The organism is Sphingomonas sp. CV7422, from assembly GCF_027945725.1.
Lineage (GTDB): Bacteria > Pseudomonadota > Alphaproteobacteria > Sphingomonadales > Sphingomonadaceae > Sphingomonas > Sphingomonas kyungheensis.
In genome coordinates, this window is the sequence record NZ_CP115900.1 from 2,430,335 (window position 1) to 2,452,500 (window position 22,166).

The following is a 22,166-nucleotide window of genomic DNA, read 5'->3' on the forward strand; positions in this document are numbered from 1 at the left end:
ACCATAATGCACGATCGGCGCGCGGCCGGAAGCCGCCGGCCGGTTTTTATCGCTGCGTGAACAGCGCTTTGGGCAGCACGACATGGACGCCCTTGTTGCGATCGACCAATTCGGTAACCTCGACGTCGCCGGCGACGCTGACCAGCATGTAGGCGTCGTCGCGGCTCATGCCCTTTTCGGCGACGAGGAAGTCGATCATGTTGCGCAGCGCCTTGCGCGTCGCATGGCTGAGATCGTCGTCGAAGCCCATCGCGATATAGGCCTTGGGCGTCTCGGCACGCGGATAGGCGATCGCCGTCTTCTTGTGCAGCACGAATTCGAACGTGCCGGTCAGCGACGTCTCCAGCGCGGTGATGTCGACCTCGCCATTCCCTTGCGCGGCATGACCGTCACCGGCCTGGAACAGCGCCCCCGCGGCGTGAACGGGCAGGAACAATGTCGTCCCCGCGACCAGCGCCTTGTCGTCCATATTCCCGCCGTTGATCGTCGGCGGCGCGGAATCGTAGCGGCCGAAGGCGGGCGGCGGCGCGACGCCCATGCTGCCGAAGAAGGGCGCCAGCGGCACCTCGACCCCCGGCGCGAACCGGCCGATCATCCGCTTGGCGTCGAGCGGCACGATCTTCATCCGCGCATAGGGGAAATCGTCGGTGAGGAATCCCGCGCCGTAGCGAAAGGCGTTATAGGCATAGGGAATGGCGAGATCGATCTTGCGGATGCGCACCTCGAGCATATCGCCGGGCTCCGCGCCCTCGATCGCGATCGGGCCGGTGAGGATATGCCCGCCCGGCCCACGCGCGCTCGCCGGCACGCCGTCATAGACGGCGCGCAACGCCGGCTCGACATCGGCCGGCGCGACGCCCGCCTTCTCCAGCCCCGCCGGGCTGTTGGTGAGCAGCGTGTGGATCACCACCGTATCGCCCGACCGTATCGTCAGCACCGGCGTGTCGGTCGCGTCATAATGGCCCCAGGCGACCGTCTGCGGCGTCGCCTTCAGCTCATAGGTCGCGGCGGCGGCCGGCATGGCCGTCGCGGCGAGCAGCGCCGTCATCCAATATCGCATCGTCATCCCCCTCAATAGGCCAAAGCACAGCCGTCGGCGCGCATCTCGCTCGCCGCGGCATAGACGCGGGTGTCGCCGTCCATCCGATGCTCGACGCATTCGTAGCGGCCGAAGCCGCCGTCGGGCTCGCCGATCGTCCAGCCGATCTCCGCCAGCCGCTGCCGCGTCGCGTGCGGCACGCCCGTCTCGAGCCGCAGCAGGCCGCGCGGGCCGAGCCCGGCGGCATCCTCCCCCATCGACTGCGACGAGCCCTCGTGATGCCAGCGCGGCGCATCGCCGGCCGACTGGATCTCCAGCCCATAGTCGACCCGGTTGACGATGATCTGCGTCTGGCCCTGCGGCTGCATGTCGCCGCCCATCACGCCGAAGCTCATCCACGGATCGCGTCCCCGCGTCGCGAAGCCGGGGATGATCGTCTGGAACGGGCGCTTGCCCGGCGCATAGATATTGGGGTGGCCGTCCTGGAGGCTGAACAGCTGGCCGCGATCCTGGAACATGAAGCCGAGGCCGTCGGCGACCAGCCCCGATCCCATGCCGCGGAAGTTGGACTGGATCATCGACACCATCATGCCGTCCGCATCGGCGCAGCTGAAATAGGTGGTATCGCCATGGCTCGGCGCCTGTCCGGGATAGACGGGATCGAGGATGCGATCGGGCCGGATCAGCTTTGCGCGCTGGCGCGCATAGTCCTTCGAGATCAGCCATTCGACCGGCACCTTGCTGAACCGCGGGTCGGCGTAGAAGCGCGCGCGGTCCTCATAGGCAAGCCGCTTGGCCTCGGCCTGGAGATGGATCGACAGCGGCGACTGGAAACCCGCCTCGCCGAGGTCGAACGTCTCGAGGATGTTGAGCATCTGCAACGTGGCGATGCCCTGCGTATTGGCGCCGAGCGCGTGAACGTCGACGCCGCGATAGCCGGTACGATGCGGCTCGACCCATTCGGAATGGTGCGCCGCCAGATCCTCATAGCGCAACCAGCCGCCGATCCGCTTGAAATAGCGGTCGATCGTCCGCGCGATATCGCCGGTGTAGAAGGCGTCGCGGCCACTGGCGGCGATCGCGCGATAGGTGCGGGCGAGATCGGGATTGCGGAACACCTGCCCCGCCGCCGGTCCCTTGCCATCGGCGAGGCCATAGGTGCGCAGCGCGTTCGCCGTCTCTTCGATGCCGTTACCCGGCCGGCGGAACGCCGCCATGCTGCGGCGGATGTAATAGGCGATGATGTCGGGCACCGGCGCCCCCGCCTCGGCATGGGCGATCGCCGGCTCGAACAGCTGCGCCCACGGCAGCCGCCCGTAGCGCCGGTGCATCGTCCACCAGGCATCCACCGCCCCCGGCACCGACACCGACACCGCGCCGAGCGGCGGCAGCGCGCCGCCCCGCGCCCGCGACCGCACCGTCTCCAGGCTCAGCCCGCGCGGCGACGCGCCCGATCCCGCCAGTCCGACGACCTTGCGCTGCCGGGGGTCCCAGATCATCGCATAGGCATCGCCGCCGATGCCGCTCGACGTCGGTTCGAGCATGCCGAGACAGGCGTTGATCGCGATCGCGGCATCCACCGCCGAACCACCGCGGCGCAGGATGTCAATTCCCGCCTGCGTCGCCAGCGGGTGCGCGGTGCCGGCGGCGCCGTGCAGGCCGTAGACGGCGGTGCGCGACGCGAAGCTCGCGCCGACCGGGCGATCACCGGCGGACACGTCGGGGCGCAGGAAGCGATCGGCGCCCGCCTCCCATCGGGGCGGCAGCGCCGGCGCCGCCGGTGACCGCGCGCCCCCCTGCCCCGGCCCCGGCGCGCCCTGTCCGCCCGGCACGCCGCGGCCGTCCTGCCCCGCCGCCGCGCCGGCAGCGGGACCCAGCGCCGCCGCCGGCAGGGCGGCAAGGAACGTACGACGATGCATGATGGATCTTCCCGACGTTGATCGCTGATCCTCGCGAGCTTCGCCCGCGTGCACAAGGGGTTGCTTGACGTAGCTGCGATAGGGCGGCCGCCGGCGCGCAACCGGCTTGCACAGGTCGATCATCGTCGCCTAGCGTGCCGCGTTTCGGGCCTCCTATCAGGATCATCGGCATGGATCGTCGCGTCTTCATCATGTCCACCGCCGCCACCGCCGGGTTGAGCCTGCTGCCCGCCCGATCCGCCCTCGCGCAGGCCGCCCCTGCCAATGCGACGCCGGCGTCGGCGGGTGACGCGCGGCTCAACGCCGCCTTCGATCAGGTGCTCGACGAAACCGTCCGTCAGTCGCCCGAATTCGCCACCTCGCTCGGCCTCGACACCGGCAAGAATGCCGCCCTGCGCCACACGCTCGGCGACAACAGCTACAAGGCGATCGCCGACGATCTCGCCCGCAACCGCCGCGCGCGTGCGCTGATCACCGCGGTCGATCCCGCCTCGCTGTCGCCGCAGGCGCGGATCGATCGCGAGGTCGTCCTCTACAATATCGAATCGAACATGGTCGGCCCGGAGCGGTTCGGGCTCGCCTCGCCGCAGGGGCCCTATCCGATCTCGCAGCAGGACGGTGTCTATTTCTCGCTGCCCGACTTTCTCGCCTCGACCCATCCGGTCAAGACCGCGGACGATGCGGAGGCGTATCTCGACCGGCTGGCGCTGATGGGCCGCCAGCTCGACAATGAGACCGAGGTGCAGCGGCGCGAGGCGGCGAAGGGCCGGGTCGCGCCCGATTTCTCGCTCGATCTCACGCTCGGCCAGATGGCGAAGCTGCGCGCCCCCGCGCCCGCCGACAGCCAGTTGGTCCAGTCGCTGACCCGCCGCACCGCCGCGGCGACCATCCCCGGCGACTGGCAGGCCCGCGCCGCCAGGATCGTCGCCGCGCAGGTCTATCCCGCGCTCGACCGGCAGATCGCGCTGCTCCGCGCGCTGCGCCCGAAGGCGCGGTCGGCGGCCGGCATCTGGGCGATTCCCGACGGCGCGGCGATCTATGCCGCCGCCCTGGCGCAATCGACGACCACCGATCTGTCACCCGAGGCAGTTCATCGCATGGGCCTGCAACAGGTCGCGGAGCTTACCGCGCAGCTCGATCCGATCCTGCGCAGCCAGGGGCTGACGCAGGGCAGCGTCGGCGCCCGCCTCGACCAGCTCAACCGCCTGCCCGCGCAGCTCTTCGCCGACAGCGATGCGGGCCGCACCGCATTGCTCGCCAGCCTCAACGCCGGCGTGCGGGCGATGCAGGCCCGGCTGCCGCAGGCGTTCAGCAATCCGCCCAATGCGGCGCTCGAGATCCGCCGCGTCGCGCCCGAGATCCAGGACGGCGCCCCCAACGGCTATTATTTCCGCGCGCCGCTCGATGGCTCGCGCGCCGCCATCTACTGGATCAACCTCAAGAGCGTGAACGACTGGCCGAAATACACGCTGCCGAGCCTGACCTATCACGAGGGCGTGCCGGGCCATCACCTGCAGATCTCGACGGCGCAGCGCGCGCCGACGCATCCCTTGCGCAAGATCGCCTTCTTCAATGCCTATCTCGAAGGCTGGGCGCTTTATGCCGAACAGCTCGCCGACGAGCTTGGCGGCTATGCCTCACCGGTGGAGCGCGCCGGCTATCTCCAGTCCTTCCTGTTCCGCGCCGCGCGTCTGGTGGTCGATACCGGCATCCACACCAAGCAGTGGACGCATGACCAGGCGACACGATACCTCGTCGACACCGTCGGCTTCGCGCCCGGCCGCTCGCAGCGCGAGGTCGAGCGCTATTGCGTCTCGCCCGGTCAGGCATGCAGCTACAAGATCGGCCACGCCGCCTGGCTGCGCGCCCGCGAAACCGCCAGGACGATCGCCGGCGACCGCTTCGATCTCAAACATTTCCACGACGTGCTGGAGGCCGGCGCCATGCCGCTCTCGATGCTGCAACGGATCGTCGAGGAGCGCGCCCGCGCGATTTGACCGGCGCGGCGGATGGGCGTGGTCAGCGGCCTTCATGCAGAGATGCGGTTCGGGCGCCTGGCCTAGCCGCCGTTTCCTCCGGAGATCGCAAACAGGCCGCCCACGCCGAGAGCGTAGAGGACCAGCACCGTCAGGGAGTCGATCCCCATCCGCAAGATCTGCCGCTTGGGCCGGAAGATCAGGCCTGCGGCGTAGACGCAGGTCAGCAGGACACCGAGACCTGCGAGATAGATGTCGCTGGCCTGCGCGTCTGGCAGCACCGCCTTGCCGGAAATGACGACGGCCACCAGAAAGAGGACGGGGAGAAAGGCATTGCCGCCGAAAATATCGCTGACCGCGAGCTGATAGTCCTTCATCCGGACCGACGCGATACCGGTGGACAATTCGGGTAGCGACGTCGCCGCCGCCAGTACCGTCGCGCCGAACAGGACCCCGCTGAGCCCGATGGTCTCGGCGATGGCACCGCCGCTACGTTCCAGCAGCACACCGGCCGCCAGCGTGGCCAGCGCAGCCGCGCCGAAGACCAAGGCGACGCGGACCGTGCTCTCACCCTTCCGACCGGATGCAACGTCCTTCTTGGCCTGCGAGTGACCCTTGGGTTCGTCCTGGCCATCGGGTGCGGTGCCGCTCGCGTCGTGCCATGGCAGCCCCTTACTGGCTTTGCTGGAGAGCCAAACGCCGATCACCCACAGAACCGCGATCAACACCGCCCCGGGAGTCAGGCGGGCCGCGATCAGCGTACCGGGCAATTGCGTCGCCATGATCGCCACGATCAGCACCGCGACGACCAAAACGGCTTCCACGACCAGCGTGAGGCTGGCGGCACGGTAGGTCAGGGGCATTCGTTCCGTCATGGCGACATCCATCGCCACGAGCACGACCGTCTGGATCGCGATGCCGCCCAGGATGTTGCCGACCGCCACCCCCAGATTGCCAGCCAATGCCGCACTGACCGTGATCGCGATCTCGGGCAGGTTGGTGGCGACGGCGAGCACGATGATGCCGCCCAGCGCCTTGCCGAGATGAAGCCGCGAGGCGAGGATGTCGGTGGTATCAGCAAGTTTCACGCCGGCGACCCAAATCACGCCCGCACAGCCGGCAAAGATCGCGAGCAGGACCGGTAGGCTGAGACCGTTTAACATGCGTGACTTTCGATGTGCCTGCGAGCGACAGGCGATCGACCATAGCGAACCGGCTGAACAAGCGTTCCTGGACGATCCAGCTTTCAATACGGGGCCGGTTGCACGACCGATGCGATCGTGTCGGTCACCGCGCCGACCACCACATCGCCTCAACTGCCGGAACCGGACCGATTCCAAGCAATCAGAGGATCGATCGTCCGCAAATATTTGCTGAGTGTATCGCCCGCCCGTACGTCTCACCATCATGCGACTGGTACGATCCGATCCGGCGGGGGGCACGCCCGACCTGCTCGCGGTGCTGCGGCAGATGCGGCCGGCGCTGCTCGCCTTCTTCCTGCGCCGCCTGCACGATCGTACGCTCGCCGAGGATCTGGTGCAGGACATGTTCGTGCGGATCAGCGGCATGGACGGACGCGTCGCCGGCAATCCCGAAGGCTATATCTTTCAGACCGCGGCCAATCTGTTGCGCGATCACGTCCGCCGCGAGGCGACGCGGGTGCGCTATATCCAGTCTTGGGCGGAAGACGGCAGCGCCGACGTCGACACGTTCGACGCCGAACGCCTGCTCACCGCGCGGCAGAGCGTGGGCTGCGTCGCGACGACGCTTGCCACCCTGCCCGACCGGACCCGCCAGATTTTCATCCTCTACCGGCTCGAGAACCTGCAACGCAAAGCCATCGCCGCGGCGTTCGGCATCTCGGTCAGCGCGGTCGAGAAGCATATCGCCAAGGCGATGCAGGCGCTGCTCGCGAATGCGGAGGAGCGGCGATGAGCGGCGACGCGGCGATGGCCGACCGGGAGGCGGCGATCGGCTGGTGCATCCGGCTCGACGCAGGCGACCTCAGCCCCGCCGAACATCGCGCCTTGCGCGATTGGCTCGCCGGCGATGCGAACCGTCAGTCGCATCTCGATCAGGCGCTGGCGCTATGGGCGGGGATCGAGGCGGACGCCGAGACGCCCGAGCTGATCGCCTTGCGCCACGAGGCCCGCGACGCGATGGCGTGCGCCGCCGCGCGGCGTCCGCTCGCCATGCTGCGCCGGACGCTGTGGCAGGCGATCGCAGCGGCGCTGGCGCTGGTCGCCGTCGCATTGGCGGCCTTGCTCTGGCAGCAGCAGGGCGGCGCCGTCTACAGGACCGGGATCGGCGAGCGGCGCGTCGTCGCGCTCGCCGACGGTTCGCGACTGTCGCTCGACGCCGACAGCGTGGTCTCGACCGCCTTCACCGATCAGCGCCGCGACCTGACGCTGGTGCGCGGCCGCGCGCGCTTCAAGGTCGCCAAGAACCCGCTGCGCCCCTTTGCCGTCCACGTCGGCCGCGACGTGGTGGTCGCCACCGGCACCGAATTCTCGGTCGAGGCGCTGACCGGCGAAATCCGCGTCGGCCTGTTCGAGGGCCATGTCGCCATCCTCCGCGATGCCGGGCGCGGCCCGGTCGCGACGCTGGCCCGCCGCGGCGACCGGCTCGTCCCCGCCGAGCGCGCCCTGGTGCCGGGCAGCGAACTGCGGCTGGCGGCGGGTGCGGCCGCGGCGTCGATCACGCCGCTCGCCGCGGGGGACGGGCTCGACGAGGGGCAGCTGAGCTTCACCGCCGAACCGCTCGCGATCGCGGCGGAGCGGATGAACCGCTTTGCCGGCGCGCGCCGGATCGTCGTCGCGCCGGCGGTCGCCGACCTGCGGATCAGCGGCGTGTTCAACGCCGGTGACAGCGACGCCTTTGCCCAGGCGGTCGCGGCGACCCTGCCGACCCGCGTCGAAACCGGTCGCGACACGCTCACGCTCGTCGCGCGCTAATAGCCAATCCCATACCAATCTGCAGGACAGGTATTAATTTCGCGCAACGTGCTGAGCATCCGGAGCCCTCGTGCGTCATAAAAACACAACATAAGAGGGGTTTCGATACATGGCCGGATGTCGCCATCTGTTCACCGCCGTCAGCCTGGCGGCCCTCGCCACGATGACGATCGCATCGCCTGCCGTCGCGCAGCAGCGTCCGGTTCGTATCGCCATCAAGGCGCAATCGCTCGGCCAGGCGCTCCGCATGTTCGGGCGGCAGGCGCATATCCAGCTCGCCTTTGACGAAGCGCTGCTCGGCACGCGCACCGCCCCCCCGCTCGTCGGCAGCATGACCGTCGAGACAGGGCTGGACCGGCTGTTGCAAGGCAGCGGGCTCGCCGTCGCGCGGACGCCGCAGGGCGTCTATGTCATCAGCCGCGCCGCGGGCCTGGTGCCGGCCGCGTTGACCGCACAGAGCGATACGGTCGGCCCGGTCGATGCGCAGGCCGATCGTCAGGACGATCCGAGCCCGGATGGCGAGGATGTCGTCGTCACCGGATCGCGCATCCGCTCGAAGAACCTCGTCGAGACCGCACCGGTGACCAGCGTCGGCCAGGCCGAGATCAAGCTGCAATCGGCGTTCAGCGTGCAGGAGGTGCTCAACCGCGTACCCGCGATCAAGAACAGCGACACCAATCTGTCGAACGGCAATGGTCGCCAGCAATTCGATTTTCACGGCCTCGGCACCAACCGCACGCTGACGCTGATCGACGGTCAGCGGATCGGCGTGACCGAAGGGATCGACGCGTCGGTGATACCGGTCGGGCTGATCGAGCGCGTCGACCTGCTCACCGGCGGCGCTTCCGCGGTCTATGGCTCGGATGCGATCGGCGGAGTCGTCAACTTCATCCTGCGCAAGGATTTCGAAGGGCTCAACGCCAATATCAACTACGGCTTCTACAACGCCGACAATCGCGACAACATCGCCGCCCAGGCGGCACGCAATTCGGGTTTCGCCGTGCCGACCGGCGCGCGCAACGACGGCGGCCGGTTCGACGCCAATATCAGCATCGGCCACAATTTTGCCGGCGGTCGCGGCAATATCGCGCTGTTCGGGGCGTACAGCCAAGTCGAGCCGGTGCTCGCCACCTCGCGCTCCTTTTCGGTCTGTCCGATCACGCTGTCGGGCCAGACCGTGGTCTGCGCCTCCCCCTCGTCGGCGACACCGGCCGGTTATTTCCAGGCGCTGTCCGGCCCCGCCCAGACCGGCGCCATCTTCACCAATGCCGCCGACGGCGCGCGTGCCTTTGCCCCGTATACCGGCACCAACGGCTATAACTACAACGACGCTTTCTATTTCCAGCGTCAGAATACCCGCTACAACGGCGCGGTCTTCCTAAACTACGAAGTGTCGCCGGCGATCCAGCTCTACGCCAACGGCCTGTATCTCCGGTCGGACGCCACCAGCCAGTCGGCACCGGCGACGATCCAACCCGGGTCGGTGGCGTACAGCATCAATTGCGACAATCCGCTGCTGTCTGCGCAGCAGGCGCAATCGCTGTGCGGCACGGCGGCGGGCACCGCGACCAGCGTCACCACGGACGTGCGCTATCGCTTCAGCGCGCCGCAGATCACCCGTTCCCGCAACGAAATCTATCGCGGCGTCGCCGGCGTCCGCGGCGATCTCGGCAGCGCCTGGCATTATGACGTCGGCGGGGTCTATTCGACGACCCTGTATCGCCAGCGCCAGCTCAATCGCGTCGATCCGGTCAAGGTCGCCAACGCCTTGCAGGTGGTGGACGTCAATGGCGTCGCGACTTGCGCCGCAGCGGCGAGCAATCCCGGCTGCGTCCCGCTCGATATCTTCACCACCGCCGGGCCGAGCGCCGCGGCGATCGACTATGTCTCCTATCCCGAAGGCGGCGGGCTGTTCCGTGAACGCTACGAACAATGGGTCGGCAATGCCAATATCACCGGTGACCTCGGCGAATATGGCATCCGCAGCCCGTTCTCGAGCAAGGGGGTGAATGTCGCGCTCGGCACCGAATATCGCAGGAACACCTATCGCTCCAACCCGGACGCCGCTTATACCGCAGCCTTCGGATCGACGGCCAATAGCCTGTCGAACCACGCCTTCGACATCTATGGCGAGATCAACGTGCCGCTGGTCAGCGACCGGCCGTTCGTCCGCGATCTGAGCTTCGGCGCGGCGATCCGCGGCTCCGATTATTCCGGCGTCGACAAGATGCGCTCGACCTACAAGATCGACGGCAGCTGGCGCCCGGTCGAGGACCTGCTCCTGCGCGCCAGCTACAACAAGGCGACGCGCGCGCCGAGCATCTACGAACTCTCGTCCAACGCCTCGGTCAGCTACGGCACGCTCGACGCCAATACATTGGGCGATCCGTGCGCCGGTGCGACGCCATCCGCCAGCCTCGCCGTCTGCCAGAGAAGCGGCGTGACCGCCGCGCAATATGGCACGATCCCGCAATGTCCCGACAATCTCTGCACCGTCCGCAACGGCTCGCAGGGTCTCGTCACCCCGGAGATCGCCCATACCTATACTTATGGTCTGGTGGTGACGCCGCACTGGCTGCGTGGCCTGTCGCTCACCGCCGATTATTACAGCATCCAGATCGAAAACGGTATCGGCTATTATCGCGCGATCGATTTCCTGCAGACCTGCGCCAACACGGGCTACGACTTCTTCTGCGGCCAGCTCGTCCGCAATGCCGACGGCAGCCTGTTCAGCAACACGGGATCGACGAGCGGTTACATCAATCAGGGCTACAGCAATCTCGGCAAGACCAACGCGCGCGGCTTCAACTTCTCGGCCAATTACGATCGGCGGCTCGGCGGCTGGGCGAAACTGTCGACCAGCTATGTCGCGACGTTGCAGACCGCCAAGGGCGGCGACCTCGGCCTGCCGGACACCGACTTCAACGTCGTCGGCCTGTTCGGCCCCTATGCCGGCCAGGGCTACCGCCGCTACCAGCATAATGTCCGCGTAACGCTCGCCTCGCCGGACAGCGCGAAGACGCAGGGGCTGGTGTCGCTCAACTGGCGGCACAATTCGGGGCTCAAGAATTCACGGCTCGACGGCAATCCGATCTTCGGCGCCGACGATGCGAGCGTTCCCGACGCATACAAATATCTGCCGGCCTATGATCTGTTCGATCTCAGCACCAGCGTCACCGTATCGCGCAGCCTGACGCTGCGGGTCGTCGTCAACAATATCTTCAACACCAATCCGCCGGTGCGGCCCAGCCCGCCGCTCGAAGCGGCGGAGCGGGTCAACACCTCGCCGTCGGTCTATGACGCGCTCGGCCGATCGATCAACATGGGGGCGACACTCAATTTCTGATGATCCTCACCCCGGCGCCGCACCGGCCGATGCGTCGCGACGCGAGTTGCTCGTCGGGGGCGGTGCGGCCTTCCTGCTCGGCCTGACCGCCGTGGACGGGGCGGCGCAGGCCGGCGAGCCCGCCGGGCGGCGCGGGCATCGGCTGGTCGCCGCCACGCCCGCCAGCGAATGGCTGCTCGGCCACCCGGTCGGCAACGGCCGGATCGGCGCGATGATGGGCGGCGCCGTCGCGCAGGAGGTGATCGCGCTCAATCACGACAGCCTGTGGTCGGGCCAGCCGGCGGAGCGGCCCGACCATGACGGCCGCGCCGCACTCGCCGCGGTGCGCGACGCGGTCTTCGCCGGCGATCCGCGCGCGGCCGACCGGCTGAGCAAGCGCCTGCAGGGCGCCTTCAGCCAGAGCTATGCGCCGATGGCGAACCTGCTGCTCGACCTGCCGCACGATGCGCCGGTCAGCGACTATCGCCGCGAACTCGATCTCGACCGCGGCATCGCCACCGTTTCCTACCGCTGCGCCGGTACGACGTTTCGCCGTGAACTGTTCGCCTCGCATCCCGATCAGATCCTCGTCCTGCGCCTCACCGCCGATCGCGCCGGCGCGCTCGACGGCCGGATCACGCTGGCGACGCTATTGCAGGGCGAGGCGGTCGCGCAGGACGACCGCGTGACGCTCACCGGCAAGGCGCCGACACGCTGCGCGCCGGACTATCGCGACGTCGCCGATCCGGTCGCCTATTCGGACCGGCCCGGCCACGGCATGGCCTTTGCGACGATCCTGTCGGTCGAGACCACGGGCGGCCGCGTCGCGAGCCGGGGCGATGCGCTGCACGTCACCGGCGCCGATGCCATCGTCATCCGCATCGCCGCGGCGACCGGCTTCCGCGGTTTCGACCGCATGCCCGACACGCCCGCCGCGACCGTCGTCGCCGAGGCGACGCGCGTCCTGGCGGCCGGCGGCAGACCGTTCGCGACGCTGCGCACGCGCCATCTGCGCGATCATCAGGCGCTCTACCGGCGCACCGCGCTGGCGTTGACCGATGCGGCGGACGATGCGGAGGCGGCGCAGGTCGAGCGGCTGTTCCACCTCGGCCGCTATCTGCTGATCGCCGCCTCGCGCGTCGGGACGATGCCCGCCAACCTGCAAGGCCTGTGGAACGCGAAGCTGCGGCCGCCGTGGAGCTGCAACTACACCACCAACATCAACGTGCAGATGAATTACTGGCCGGCGGAAAGTTGCAATCTCTCCGAATGCCACCTGCCGCTGATCGATCATATTGAGCGGCTCGCCGTCAATGGCGCGCGCACCGCGCGCACGCTCTATGGGCTGCCCGGCTGGTGCGTGCATCACAACAGCGATCTGTGGGCGATGACCAACCCGGTCGGCGAAGGCGCGGGCGACCCCAATTGGGCGAACTGGCCGATGGGCGGGGCGTGGCTCACCCGCCATGTCTGGGACCATTATCAGTTCACCGGCGACCGCCGCTTCCTCGCCGAGCGCGGCTTCCCGCTGCTGCGCGGCTGCGCCGACTTTTGCGCGGCATGGCTGGTCGCGGATCCGGCCGGCGCGCGACTGACCACCGCACCGTCGATCTCGCCGGAGAACCTGTTCGTCGTCGCGCCCGGCCAGACCGCGGCGATCAGCGCGGGCTGCACGATGGACCTCGCGCTGATCCGCGAGCTGTTCCGGCATTGCATCGCCGCGGCCGCGCTGGTCGGCGACACCAGCGATCTCGCCCCGCGGCTGACCGCGCTGCTTGACCGGTTGGAGCCCTATCGGGTCGGCCGCTACGGCCAGTTGCAGGAATGGTCGCAAGATTATGCGGAGCAGGACCCCGGCCACCGCCACGTCTCGCATCTCTACCCGCTCTATCCCGGCGCCGAGCTGACGCCGCAGCGCACGCCGGCGCTGGCGACCGCGGGCGCCGTGTCGCTCGCACGACGCGAGGCGCATGGCGGATCGAGCACCGGCTGGAGCCGTGCCTGGGCGACGGCGATCTGGGCGCGGCTCGGCCGGCGCGAGGATACCGCCCGGTCGCTGACCGCCTTCCTCGGCCATGCGGTCGCCGCCAATCTGCTCGACACGCATCCGATGCAGCCGCGGCCCGTCTTCCAGATCGACGGCAATTTCGGCATCACCGCCGCCATCGCCGAGATGCTGCTGCAGAGCCACGACGATGTCGTCGCGCTGCTGCCGGCGATGCCGGCGGGCTGGCGATCGGGCAATGTCACCGGCCTGCGCGCACGCGGCGGCCATACCGTCGACATCACGTGGCAGCCGGACGCGATCCACGCCACGGTGACGGCAGGCGGCGATGCGCTCGTCCTGCGCGCGCCGCCGGGCTTCGCCGTGGCGACGATCCGACAGGGTCACCGCCGCTGCGACTTCGGGCGCGGTGACGGCGTCACCCGCGTGCGCACGCGGCGCTGGCTGCGTTATGCGATCACCCTGCGTCCTGTGCCGCCCGCTCCGGCGACTGCGGCCTGACCGAACCTCCTTTCAGGACCTTTCATGCCGATCCTATCGCGTCGCACCCTCATGGCCTCGGGCCTCGCCAGCGCGGGCATCAGCCTCGCCCAGGCCTCACCGCCTGGGCCGGCCGCCCCGGCCCCCTACGGTGCGACGCCCTCGCCCCGCCAGCTCGCCTGGCACCGGCGCGAGCAATATGCCTTCGTCCACTTTTCGATCAACACCTTCACAAATCGCGAATGGGGCTATGGCGACGAAAGCCCGGCGCTGTTCGACCCCACCGACTTTTCGGCCGATCAGATCGTCGATGCGGCCAAGGCGGGCGGCTTGCGCGGCCTCATCCTCACCGCCAAACACCATGATGGCTTCTGCCTGTGGCCGACCCGGCTTACCGAGCATTGCGTGCGCAACAGCCCGTTCCGCGGCGGCAAGGGTGACGTCGTTCGCGAATTCGAACGGGCCTGCCGCCGGGCTGGGCTCGCCTTCGGCCTGTATCTGTCGCCATGGGACCGTAATCATGCCGATTATGGCCGGCCCGCCTATATCGATTATTACCGGCGACAGATCGTCGAGCTCTGCACCCGCTACGGCCCGCTGTTCGAATTCTGGTTCGACGGCGCCAATGGCGGCGACGGCTATTATGGCGGCGCGCGCGAGACGCGGAAGATCGACGCCGAGGCCTATTACAAGTGGCCCGAGATCGTCGCGCTGGTGCATCGCCATCAGCCGATGGCCTGCACCTTCGAACCGCTCGGATCGGATGCGCGCTGGGTCGGCAATGAGGATGGCGTCGCCGGCGATCCCTGCTGGCCGACCATGCCGAACCACAAGCCGAGCCAGGCGGAGGGTAATGCCGGGCTGCGCGACGGCCCGCTCTGGTGGCCGGCAGAGACCAATACCTCGATCCGGCCGGGCTGGTTCTACCATGAAGACGAGGATTCGAAGGTCAAGGATACGCAGCGGCTGGTGCGGCTGTACGACGAGTCCGTCGCGCGCGGCACCAATCTGATCCTCAACCTGCCGCCCGACCGGCGCGGCCGGCTCGCCGACATCGATTGCGCGGTGCTGCGGTCGTTCGGCGATGCGCAGCGCGCCACCTTCGCGAACGATCTCGCCCGGGGTGCCGTCGCGCAGGCCGACCATGTCCGTGGCAGCGCCTATGCCGCGGCGCGGGTGCTGGACGGCGATCCGAGCAGCTATTGGTCGACGCCCGATGCCGTCCATACGCCATCGCTGGTCCTCGAGCTGCCGCCCGGACGCGCCTTCGACCTGATCCGCTTGCGCGAATGTCTGCCGCTCGGCGTGCGCGTCACCCGCTTCGCGATCGATCTCGACCGCGGCAGCGGCTGGGGCGAGGTCGCCGCAGGTGCCTGTATCGCCGCGCAACGCATCGTCCGCCTGCCCGCGCCCGTACAGGCCCGTCGCCTGCGCCTGCGCATCACCGAGGCGCCGGCATGTCCCGCGATCAGCGAGATCGCCCTGTTCCGGCAGGTGACCCCACTGCCGGTCGCGCGCCCTGCCGCGCCCGATCAGAACGCGGTCTCACCGGCGGAGTGGACGCTGGTGTCGAGTTCCGCGCCGGATGTGCAGGCGCTGTTCGACGCGGATGCCGGGACGGTCTGGCGGATGCCTGTGTCGGGCGGCCCGGCAGAGGCGGCGGTCACGCTTCGCTTCCATACCGCGCAGCGCCTCGCCGGCTTCATCCTGACGCCTTCACGCGCCGTCATGGACGATGCCGCGCCGCCCAAACGCTATACGGTCGAGGCCAGTCCCGACGGCAGCAGGTGGCATCCGCTCGCAGACGGCGAGTTTTCCAATATCGTCAACGCACTGTCACCGCAGCATATTGCCTTCGCGTCCCGTGCGGCTGTGACATGGCTGCGCTTCGTCTTCCACCAGACCGCACGGCCCGCCGGCGCTATCGCGATCGCCGATCTTTCCATCCTGAGGCGTTGAGCGTGGGGTCTCGCCGCTGTGTGACCGTGACGGTGACGGTGACGGTCGCATGGCGGCGCAACCATTCTCCTGCATCGGCCTGACGTCTCGGCTCTCCGCGAGGCGCGGCCAGCCTATGGCTGGTCCATAAGGTGCGCCCCCCCCCGGCGCCCCGGGGCAGGTTCGGGAAGACCCCACCAAGGTCCGGGCGAAAGAAACCTCGTCGAGATATCGCGATGACCCGTCTGTCGACAGACGCTACGGGCAGGTGATCGTGCTGACCGCCCGCTTCGAGACGTAGAACGACGCGCCAGCCAGGCGAAGCAATCCGATACAGGATCGAACGCTGACAGGCATTCGGCTTGGATCGACGAGGCAACGGCCAAATCATCGTGCACATTGCGCCCGGAGGCTGGAATGGGCCGCGGTCAATCCGGCGTCGCCGGCCGTGCCGCGCGCCGGTCGTCACAGGTGCGGTCATGCGGCTTACGACGGCAGCAGGCTGGCCCTCAGGAGCCACCACCCATGGCGATCGCGCGTGGGGGAGCAGACACCCGTCCCGCGCGTTCTGCCAGCGTAACGACAGGAGTCGGATGTGATTGTGAAATTGGGTCAGTTATCGATAGTCGCCTTGCTCCTGGCGGGATGCAGCATCAGCGTCGCCCCCGACAATCAAACGACGAGCGCCACTACGGGCGCATCCGCGGCCGCCGCGCAATGGACCAAAGAGACGCGCGAGCAGTTGCGCCAGGCGATCGACGCGCGGGCGGCGCACGGGCTCGACCAGATGGCATTCGCCAGCAACGCAGGTGACGAGGCCGGCGTAACGCAGCAGGCGCTCGCCTATGCCGCCGCCCTGGCGCGCGGCGCCACCGATCCGACCAAATTATACGAGGTGTATACGGTGCCGCGGCCCAATCCCGACCTGCGCGCCGGGCTGGCCAATGCGCTGCGCGCCAACGACGTGAAAGGCTGGCTCGCCAGCCTCGCGCCAGCCGATCAGAATTACACGCGCCTGTCGAAAGCCTATCTCGCGCTGCGCCAGCAGCCCGGCACGCCGACCCCCGCGATCCCCATCAATGGCGAGGCGATCAAGCCCGGCGCGGTCGATCCGCGCGTCGCGACGATCGCGCGTGAACTGGTGATCCTCGACTATCTCGATCAGCGATCGGCGCAGGGCGATCGATATACGCCGACGATGGCCAAGGCGGTGCAGCAGATGCAGGCCGATTACGGCATGAAGCCCGACGGCGTCATCGGCAGCGCGGTGCTCGCGATCCTCAACATGTCCGATACCGATCGCGCGCGCGCCATTGCGATCGCGATGGAAAGGCTGCGCTGGCTCGAACGGACACCGCCCGCGACGCGGATCGACGTCAATCTCGCGGCGGCACGGTTGACCTATTGGCGTGACGGCAAGATCGCCGACAGCCGCAAGGTCGTGGTGGGCGAACCCGACCGCGAGACGCCGCAACTCGGCTCGCCGATCTTCCGCCTCGTCGCCAACCCGACCTGGACGATCCCGCGCTCGATCGAGGGTGAGACGGCGGCGAAGGGCGCGGCCTATCTCAAGGCCAACAATATCGCGCGCAAGGACGGCTGGTTGGTGCAGCAGCCGGGGCCGAAGAATTCGCTCGGCCTCGTCAAGTTCGACATGCTCAACGACCAGGCGATCTACCTGCACGACACGCCCGCCAAGCAGCTGTTCGCGATGATCCAGCGGCAGCGCAGTCACGGCTGCGTGCGCGTCGACGACGCGCTCGGTTTCGCTGAAATCCTCGCGCATGACGAGGGCGTGACCGATCAATGGCATCAGGCACGCGCCACCGGCAAGGAGACGTTCGTCAAGCTGCCCAAGCAGATACCGGTGCGGATGCTCTACCAGACGGTGCTGTTCGACGATGCCGGCGAACCGATCGTGCGCAACGATCCCTATGGCTGGGATGACCGGGTCGGCGCGGCGCTGGGCTTCAAGGCGGGCAAGGCGCTACGCGTCGAGACCCGCGCCAGCGACGAGGGGCCGTGAGCCGCCCGTCGCGCGTCGTGCATCCGGGAACGGATAGCGCGACGCGTCGCTGCCTTGACGACGATGGCGTCGCGCAGCGATCCGCGCGGTCGATCCCGTAAGGGCAAGGGGTGCGATGTTCACGAGCGAAAGCGGCTGGATCCACCTTGCGACCAATGCCGTCGAGATCGTCGGCACCGCGATCATCGTCGTCGGCGCGTTCGCCACGCTGGGGGCGTTCCTCATCGGGATGATCAAAGGCGCGACCGACCGGGCAGTATTGATCGCCGATTTCCGATCGGGACTTGGCCGGTCGATCCTGCTTGGTCTGGAGTTTCTCGTCGCGGCGGACATCATCAATACAGTGGCGGTCGAGCCGACATTGGAGAGCCTCTTGGTCCTCGCCGGCATCGTCTTGATCCGGACCTTCCTGAGTTTCTCGCTGGAAGTCGAAATAGACGGGCGCTGGCCGTGGCAGAAACGCCGGTCGGCCCGAGCGACGCCCTCTGCCGGCGACGCGGAAGACTGATCCGACGCATCTGCGAGCCCATCAGCTTGCCCCGCCCGGCACGCGCGCGGGTGGAGCAGCAGCGGGAGCGGCTGCTGGGGTGAGGCCAGGCCGTCGGGAACGCACGAAAGCCCCGGGCCGTGGGGGCTGGGGCATTGGTGGTGTTTTGGGATGGTTGCGGGGACAGGATTTGAACCTGTGACCTTCAGGTTATGAGCCTGACGAGCTACCGGGCTGCTCCACCCCGCGACACTGGGTGTTGTGCGGGGTTGTGCCCGGCACGGTGTGCCTCTCTGTGGGAGAGGGTGTGTGAATGGGTTCTTGTATATTCATCCGCCGGCTACAATGCCTGGCGACGACCTACTCTTCCATCGCTTGAGCGATAGTACCATTGGCGCAGTCGGGTTTCACGGCCGAGTTCGGGATGGGATCGGGTGGGACACCGACGCTATAGCCACCAGGCAATGGAGCGGGCGGATGAATCTCGCATCGAAGTGGGACTTCGATGCGGGAGTGCCGAGGGTCGTCTGGCGATTGCCTTGCGGCGGGCCATCGGATCCCCGGTTGGTTCAAAATCGATGCGTGCACTTATTGTTTCAGCTGGGAGTGTATCATCCGCCTCATGCAACCCAAGGTTGTCATTGATGGTGTGTAACTCTCAAGCGCGACTAGGACAATTAGTATCGGTTAGCTCCATGCGTTACCGCACTTCCACATCCGATCTATCAAGGTGATGGTCTTTCACCGTCCTATGAAATCTTATCTTGAGGGAGGCTTCCCGCTTAGATGCTTTCAGCGGTTATCCCGTCCGTACATAGCTACCCTGCTGCGCCGTTGGCACGACGACAGGTACACCAGAGGTACGTTCAACCCGGTCCTCTCGTACTAGGGTCAACTCCTCTCAAATTTCGACGCCCACGGCAGATAGGGACCAAACTGTCTCGCGACGTTCTGAACCCAACTCACGTACCACTTTAATTGGCGAACAGCCAAACCCTTGGGACCTGCTCCAGCCCCAGGATGTGATGAGTCGACATCGAGGTGCCAAACAACCCCGTCGATATGAGCTCTTGGGGGTTATCAGCCTGTTATCCCCGGCGTACCTTTTATCCGTTGAGCGATGGCCCTTCCACGAGGGACCACCGGATCACTATGACCGACTTTCGTCTCTGCTCGACTTGTCAGTCTCGCAGTCAGGCGGGCTTATGCCATTGCACTCTAACAGCCGGTTTCCAACCGGCCTGAGCCCACCATCGCGCGCCTCCGTTACTCTTTAGGAGGCGACCGCCCCAGTCAAACTACCCGCCACAGAGGGTCCCTGCACCGGCTAACGGTGCGAGGTTAGACATCAGAAAACAACAGGGTGGTATTTCACCTATGGCTCCACGCCGGCTGGCGCCAACGCTTCAAAGCCTCCCACCTATGCTACACAGTTCTTTCCTAATGCCACTCTGAAGCTGCAGTAAAGGTGCACGGGGTCTTTCCGTCTAACCGCGGGTACTCCGCATCTTCACGGAGAATTCAATTTCGCTGAGCATGTCCTGGAGACAGTGGGGAAGTCGTTACGCCATTCGTGCAGGTCGGAACTTACCCGACAAGGAATTTCGCTACCTTAGGACCGTTATAGTTACGGCCGCCGTTTACCTGGGCTTCATTTCAGAGCTTGCACCCCTCCACTTAACCTTCAGGCACCGGGCAGGCGTCAGGCCCTATACGTCGTCTTGAAGCCGACTTAGCAGAGCCCTGTGTTTTTGCTAAACAGTCGCTACCCCCTGGCCTGTGCCCCCAGCAAGAGCTTGCGCTTATGCTGGGCCTCCTTCTTCCGAAGGTACGGAGGCAATTTGCCGAGTTCCTTCAGGACACTTCTCTCAAGCGCCTTGGTATACTCTACCTGACCACCTGTGTCGGTTTCGGGTACGGTCTATACGGTGGGGCTATTTCCTGGAACAGTTTCGAAGCCCGGCCAATCCGTTAAGGCCGAACAACTCACACCATCCGTCACACACCACCAGGCCCACGAATATTAACGTGGTTCCCATCGACTACCCCCTTCGGGCTCGTCTTAGGGGCCGGCTCACCCTGCGCGGATTAGCCTTGCGCAGGAACCCTTGGTCTTTCGGCGAGAGGGCATCTCACCCTCTTTATCGCTACTCATGTCTGCATTCGCACTTCCGATACCTCCACGACCCATTACCAGATCGCTTCACAGGCTTACGGAACGCTCCGCTACCGCGTGGCTTGCGCCACACCCTAAGCTTCGGTGTATCACTTGAGCCCCGTTACATCTTCGCCGCAGAAACCCTTGTTTAGACCAGTGAGCTGTTACGCTTTCTTTAAAGGATGGCTGCTTCTAAGCCAACCTCCTGGTTGTTTTGGGATTTCCACATGCTTTCCCACTTAGTGATAACTTGGGGACCTTAGCTGTAGGTCAGGGCTGTTTCCCTTTTGACGACGGACCTTAGCACCCGCCGTCTGTCTCCCGGATATCACTCCTAGGTATTCGGAGTTTGGTTAGAGTTGGTAGATCTCGCGACCCCCGCATCCATCCAGTGCTCTACCCCCTAGGGTGTCCATCCGAGGCACTACCTCAATAGTTTTCGCGGAGAACCAGCTATTTCCCGGCTTGATTGGCCTTTCACCCCTAAACACAACTCATCCGGTAACTTTTCAACGTTAATCGGTTCGGACCTCCAGTGCATGTTACTGCACCTTCATCCTGGTCATGCCTAGATCGCCGGGTTTCGGGTCTAATACTTCAAACTCAGTCGCCCTATTCAGACTCGCTTTCGCTGCGCCTACACCTAACGGCTTAAGCTTGCTTGAAACATTAAGTCACAGACCCATTATGCAAGAGGTACGCTGTCAGGCCTCAAGGACCCTCCAACTGCTTGTAGGCAATCCGTTTCAGGTACTGTTTCACTCCCCTCATCGGGGTGCTTTTCACCTTTCCCTCACGGTACTAGTTCGCTATCGGTCATGTACGAGTATTTAGGCTTGGAGGGTGGTCCCCCCATGTTCAGACAGAATTACACGTGTTCCGCCCTACTCGAGTCTTCCTACATCACTTTCGCATACGGGGCTGTCACCCGCTATGGCCCAACTTTCCAGATGGTTCTGCTAGTTGAATAGGAAGCACTGGCCTGGTCCGCGTTCGCTCGCCACTACTAACGGAATCTCGGTTGATGTCTTTTCCTCCAGCTACTGAGATGTTTCAGTTCACCGGGTTCGCTTCACGAAACCTATGTATTCAGTTCCATGATACCTGTTCCCGCCTAACCAGTTGCGCCCCCGGGCGACACGCATGACGCGTGCCGCCGAGCGGCTCAGCTGATTAAACGGATAGGTGGGTTTCCCCATTCGGAAATCTGCGGGTCAAAGGTTGCTCACACCTCACCGCAGCTTATCGCAGCGTGCCACGTCCTTCATCGCCTGTACATGCCAAGGCATCCACGAATTGCCCTTACCTCACGCTTGAGAGTCCACACCACCAACGACAACACTGGATCGCCATCCTCGAAGAGGGGCGACACGAAACTCGGCAGAGCAGTGCAGCGTGGTTCTACCAGACGCCTTGCGGCGTCATCCTGGTGCGGATGATTATAATCTCAGCCAAATAATAAGTGATTGAAGTCGGTATGGGAGACGCCCGCTCGATACCTGGCCCTTGCGAGCCAGCGCATCCGCGCTTCGCTTGTCCCAACCAACACCATCACGGCATCGATTTTAAGAACCCATTCACAATGTCAAAGAGGGAGGCTTGCTCCCAAATACCGCTGCCTTGCGACAGCGGATCTCGTGTCTTCATCAAACTGGATAATCGTCCGGGCGGAAGAATGGTGGAGCCTATCGGGATCGAACCGATGACCTGATGCTTGCAAAGCAACCGCTCTCCCAGCTGAGCTAAGGCCCCATGCGCCAGCAGCAAGACGCAATAGCGACGCTATTGCGCACGGCGGCGTGGCAAGGCCACAACGCCGATGATGGTGGGCCGAGTAGGAGTTGAACCTACGACCTCAC

At 66.1% G+C, this 22,166-nt stretch carries 11 protein-coding genes, 3 tRNA genes and 2 rRNA genes (1 of these 16 cut by a window edge); 8 read left to right on the top strand and 8 right to left on the bottom strand.

The window, feature by feature from the left end; genetic code table 11:
• Nucleotides 1–46: 46 nt before the first annotated feature.
• Nucleotides 47–1,066, bottom strand: a complete 1,020-nt coding sequence (locus PBN85_RS11625) for an acetamidase/formamidase family protein (protein ID WP_271299097.1) — start codon at nucleotides 1,064–1,066, stop codon at nucleotides 47–49.
• 5 nt (nucleotides 1,067–1,071) lie between these two features.
• Nucleotides 1,072–2,958: a gamma-glutamyltransferase family protein gene (locus PBN85_RS11630; RefSeq protein ID WP_271299098.1), complete on the bottom strand. Its 1,887-nt coding sequence runs from the start codon at nucleotides 2,956–2,958 to the stop codon at nucleotides 1,072–1,074.
• A 170-nt stretch (nucleotides 2,959–3,128) separates the two neighbouring features.
• On the opposite strand from PBN85_RS11630, the gene PBN85_RS11635 reads away from it, so the two are divergent.
• The gene (locus tag PBN85_RS11635) at nucleotides 3,129–4,955 is read left to right on the top strand and encodes a DUF885 domain-containing protein (RefSeq protein ID WP_271299099.1); all 1,827 of its coding nucleotides are present in this window, start codon (nucleotides 3,129–3,131) and stop codon (nucleotides 4,953–4,955) included.
• Nucleotides 4,956–5,017: 62 nt separating this feature from the next.
• On the opposite strand, the gene PBN85_RS11640 is transcribed toward PBN85_RS11635, so the two are convergent.
• A complete protein-coding gene (locus PBN85_RS11640) occupies nucleotides 5,018–6,097 on the bottom strand; it encodes a sodium:calcium antiporter (protein ID WP_271299100.1) in 1,080 nt (359 codons plus the stop codon).
• 244 nt (nucleotides 6,098–6,341) lie between these two features.
• On the opposite strand from PBN85_RS11640, the gene PBN85_RS11645 reads away from it, so the two are divergent.
• The 7 genes from PBN85_RS11645 to PBN85_RS11675 all read left to right on the top strand — a co-directional run bounded on the left by PBN85_RS11645 (nucleotide 6,342) and on the right by PBN85_RS11675 (nucleotide 18,170).
• Complete coding sequence (locus tag PBN85_RS11645) at nucleotides 6,342–6,869, top strand: RNA polymerase sigma factor (RefSeq protein WP_271299101.1); 528 nt, start codon at nucleotides 6,342–6,344, stop codon at nucleotides 6,867–6,869.
• Nucleotides 6,866–7,888: a FecR family protein gene (locus tag PBN85_RS11650; RefSeq protein WP_271299102.1), complete on the top strand. Its 1,023-nt coding sequence runs from the start codon at nucleotides 6,866–6,868 to the stop codon at nucleotides 7,886–7,888. Before PBN85_RS11645 ends, PBN85_RS11650 begins: the two co-directional genes overlap by 4 nt.
• A 109-nt stretch (nucleotides 7,889–7,997) precedes the next feature.
• Nucleotides 7,998–11,234: a TonB-dependent receptor gene (locus tag PBN85_RS11655; RefSeq protein WP_271299103.1), complete on the top strand. Its 3,237-nt coding sequence runs from the start codon at nucleotides 7,998–8,000 to the stop codon at nucleotides 11,232–11,234.
• A 46-nt stretch (nucleotides 11,235–11,280) separates the two neighbouring features.
• Nucleotides 11,281–13,719 carry a glycoside hydrolase family 95 protein gene (locus PBN85_RS11660; protein WP_271299104.1) on the top strand — a complete coding sequence of 813 codons (2,439 nt, stop codon included), beginning with the start codon at nucleotides 11,281–11,283 and terminating at the stop codon, nucleotides 13,717–13,719.
• A gap of 24 nt (nucleotides 13,720–13,743) precedes the next feature.
• Nucleotides 13,744–15,657, top strand: a complete 1,914-nt coding sequence (locus PBN85_RS11665; protein ID WP_271299105.1) for an alpha-L-fucosidase — start codon at nucleotides 13,744–13,746, stop codon at nucleotides 15,655–15,657.
• A gap of 610 nt (nucleotides 15,658–16,267) precedes the next feature.
• Nucleotides 16,268–17,662, top strand: coding sequence for a L,D-transpeptidase family protein (locus PBN85_RS11670; RefSeq protein ID WP_271299106.1), 1,395 nt, complete (start codon nucleotides 16,268–16,270; stop codon nucleotides 17,660–17,662).
• Nucleotides 17,663–17,777: 115 nt separating this feature from the next.
• The gene (locus tag PBN85_RS11675) at nucleotides 17,778–18,170 is read left to right on the top strand and encodes a DUF1622 domain-containing protein (protein ID WP_271299107.1); all 393 of its coding nucleotides are present in this window, start codon (nucleotides 17,778–17,780) and stop codon (nucleotides 18,168–18,170) included.
• 151 nt (nucleotides 18,171–18,321) lie between these two features.
• Here the strand turns inward: PBN85_RS11675 and PBN85_RS11680 are convergent.
• The 5 genes from PBN85_RS11680 to PBN85_RS11700 all read right to left on the bottom strand — a co-directional run.
• Nucleotides 18,322–18,398: transfer RNA gene (locus PBN85_RS11680), tRNA-Met, on the bottom strand.
• 98 nt (nucleotides 18,399–18,496) lie between these two features.
• Nucleotides 18,497–18,611, bottom strand: a 5S ribosomal RNA gene (gene rrf, locus PBN85_RS11685).
• Between the two features lie 195 nt (nucleotides 18,612–18,806).
• A 23S ribosomal RNA gene (locus PBN85_RS11690) occupies nucleotides 18,807–21,623 on the bottom strand.
• A 360-nt stretch (nucleotides 21,624–21,983) separates the two neighbouring features.
• A tRNA-Ala gene (locus PBN85_RS11695) sits at nucleotides 21,984–22,059 on the bottom strand.
• A gap of 71 nt (nucleotides 22,060–22,130) precedes the next feature.
• Nucleotides 22,131–22,166, bottom strand: a tRNA-Ile gene (locus PBN85_RS11700) (it continues 41 nt past the right edge of the window).

Excerpts from the sequence above, each read along its gene's own strand:
- PBN85_RS11635 (WP_271299099.1), top strand. The coding sequence starts at position 3,129 with ATGGATCGTCGCGTCTTCATCATGTCCACCGCCGCCACCGCCGGGTTG.
- PBN85_RS11650 (WP_271299102.1), top strand. The coding sequence starts at position 6,866 with ATGAGCGGCGACGCGGCGATGGCCGACCGGGAGGCGGCGATCGGCTGG.
- PBN85_RS11675 (WP_271299107.1), top strand. The coding sequence starts at position 17,778 with ATGTTCACGAGCGAAAGCGGCTGGATCCACCTTGCGACCAATGCCGTC.
- PBN85_RS11640 (WP_271299100.1), bottom strand. The coding sequence starts at position 6,097 with ATGTTAAACGGTCTCAGCCTACCGGTCCTGCTCGCGATCTTTGCCGGC.
- PBN85_RS11655 (WP_271299103.1), top strand. The coding sequence starts at position 7,998 with ATGGCCGGATGTCGCCATCTGTTCACCGCCGTCAGCCTGGCGGCCCTC.
- PBN85_RS11665 (WP_271299105.1), top strand. The coding sequence starts at position 13,744 with ATGCCGATCCTATCGCGTCGCACCCTCATGGCCTCGGGCCTCGCCAGC.
- PBN85_RS11630 (WP_271299098.1), bottom strand. The coding sequence starts at position 2,958 with ATGCATCGTCGTACGTTCCTTGCCGCCCTGCCGGCGGCGGCGCTGGGT.
- PBN85_RS11645 (WP_271299101.1), top strand. The coding sequence starts at position 6,342 with ATGCGACTGGTACGATCCGATCCGGCGGGGGGCACGCCCGACCTGCTC.
- PBN85_RS11625 (WP_271299097.1), bottom strand. The coding sequence starts at position 1,066 with ATGACGATGCGATATTGGATGACGGCGCTGCTCGCCGCGACGGCCATG.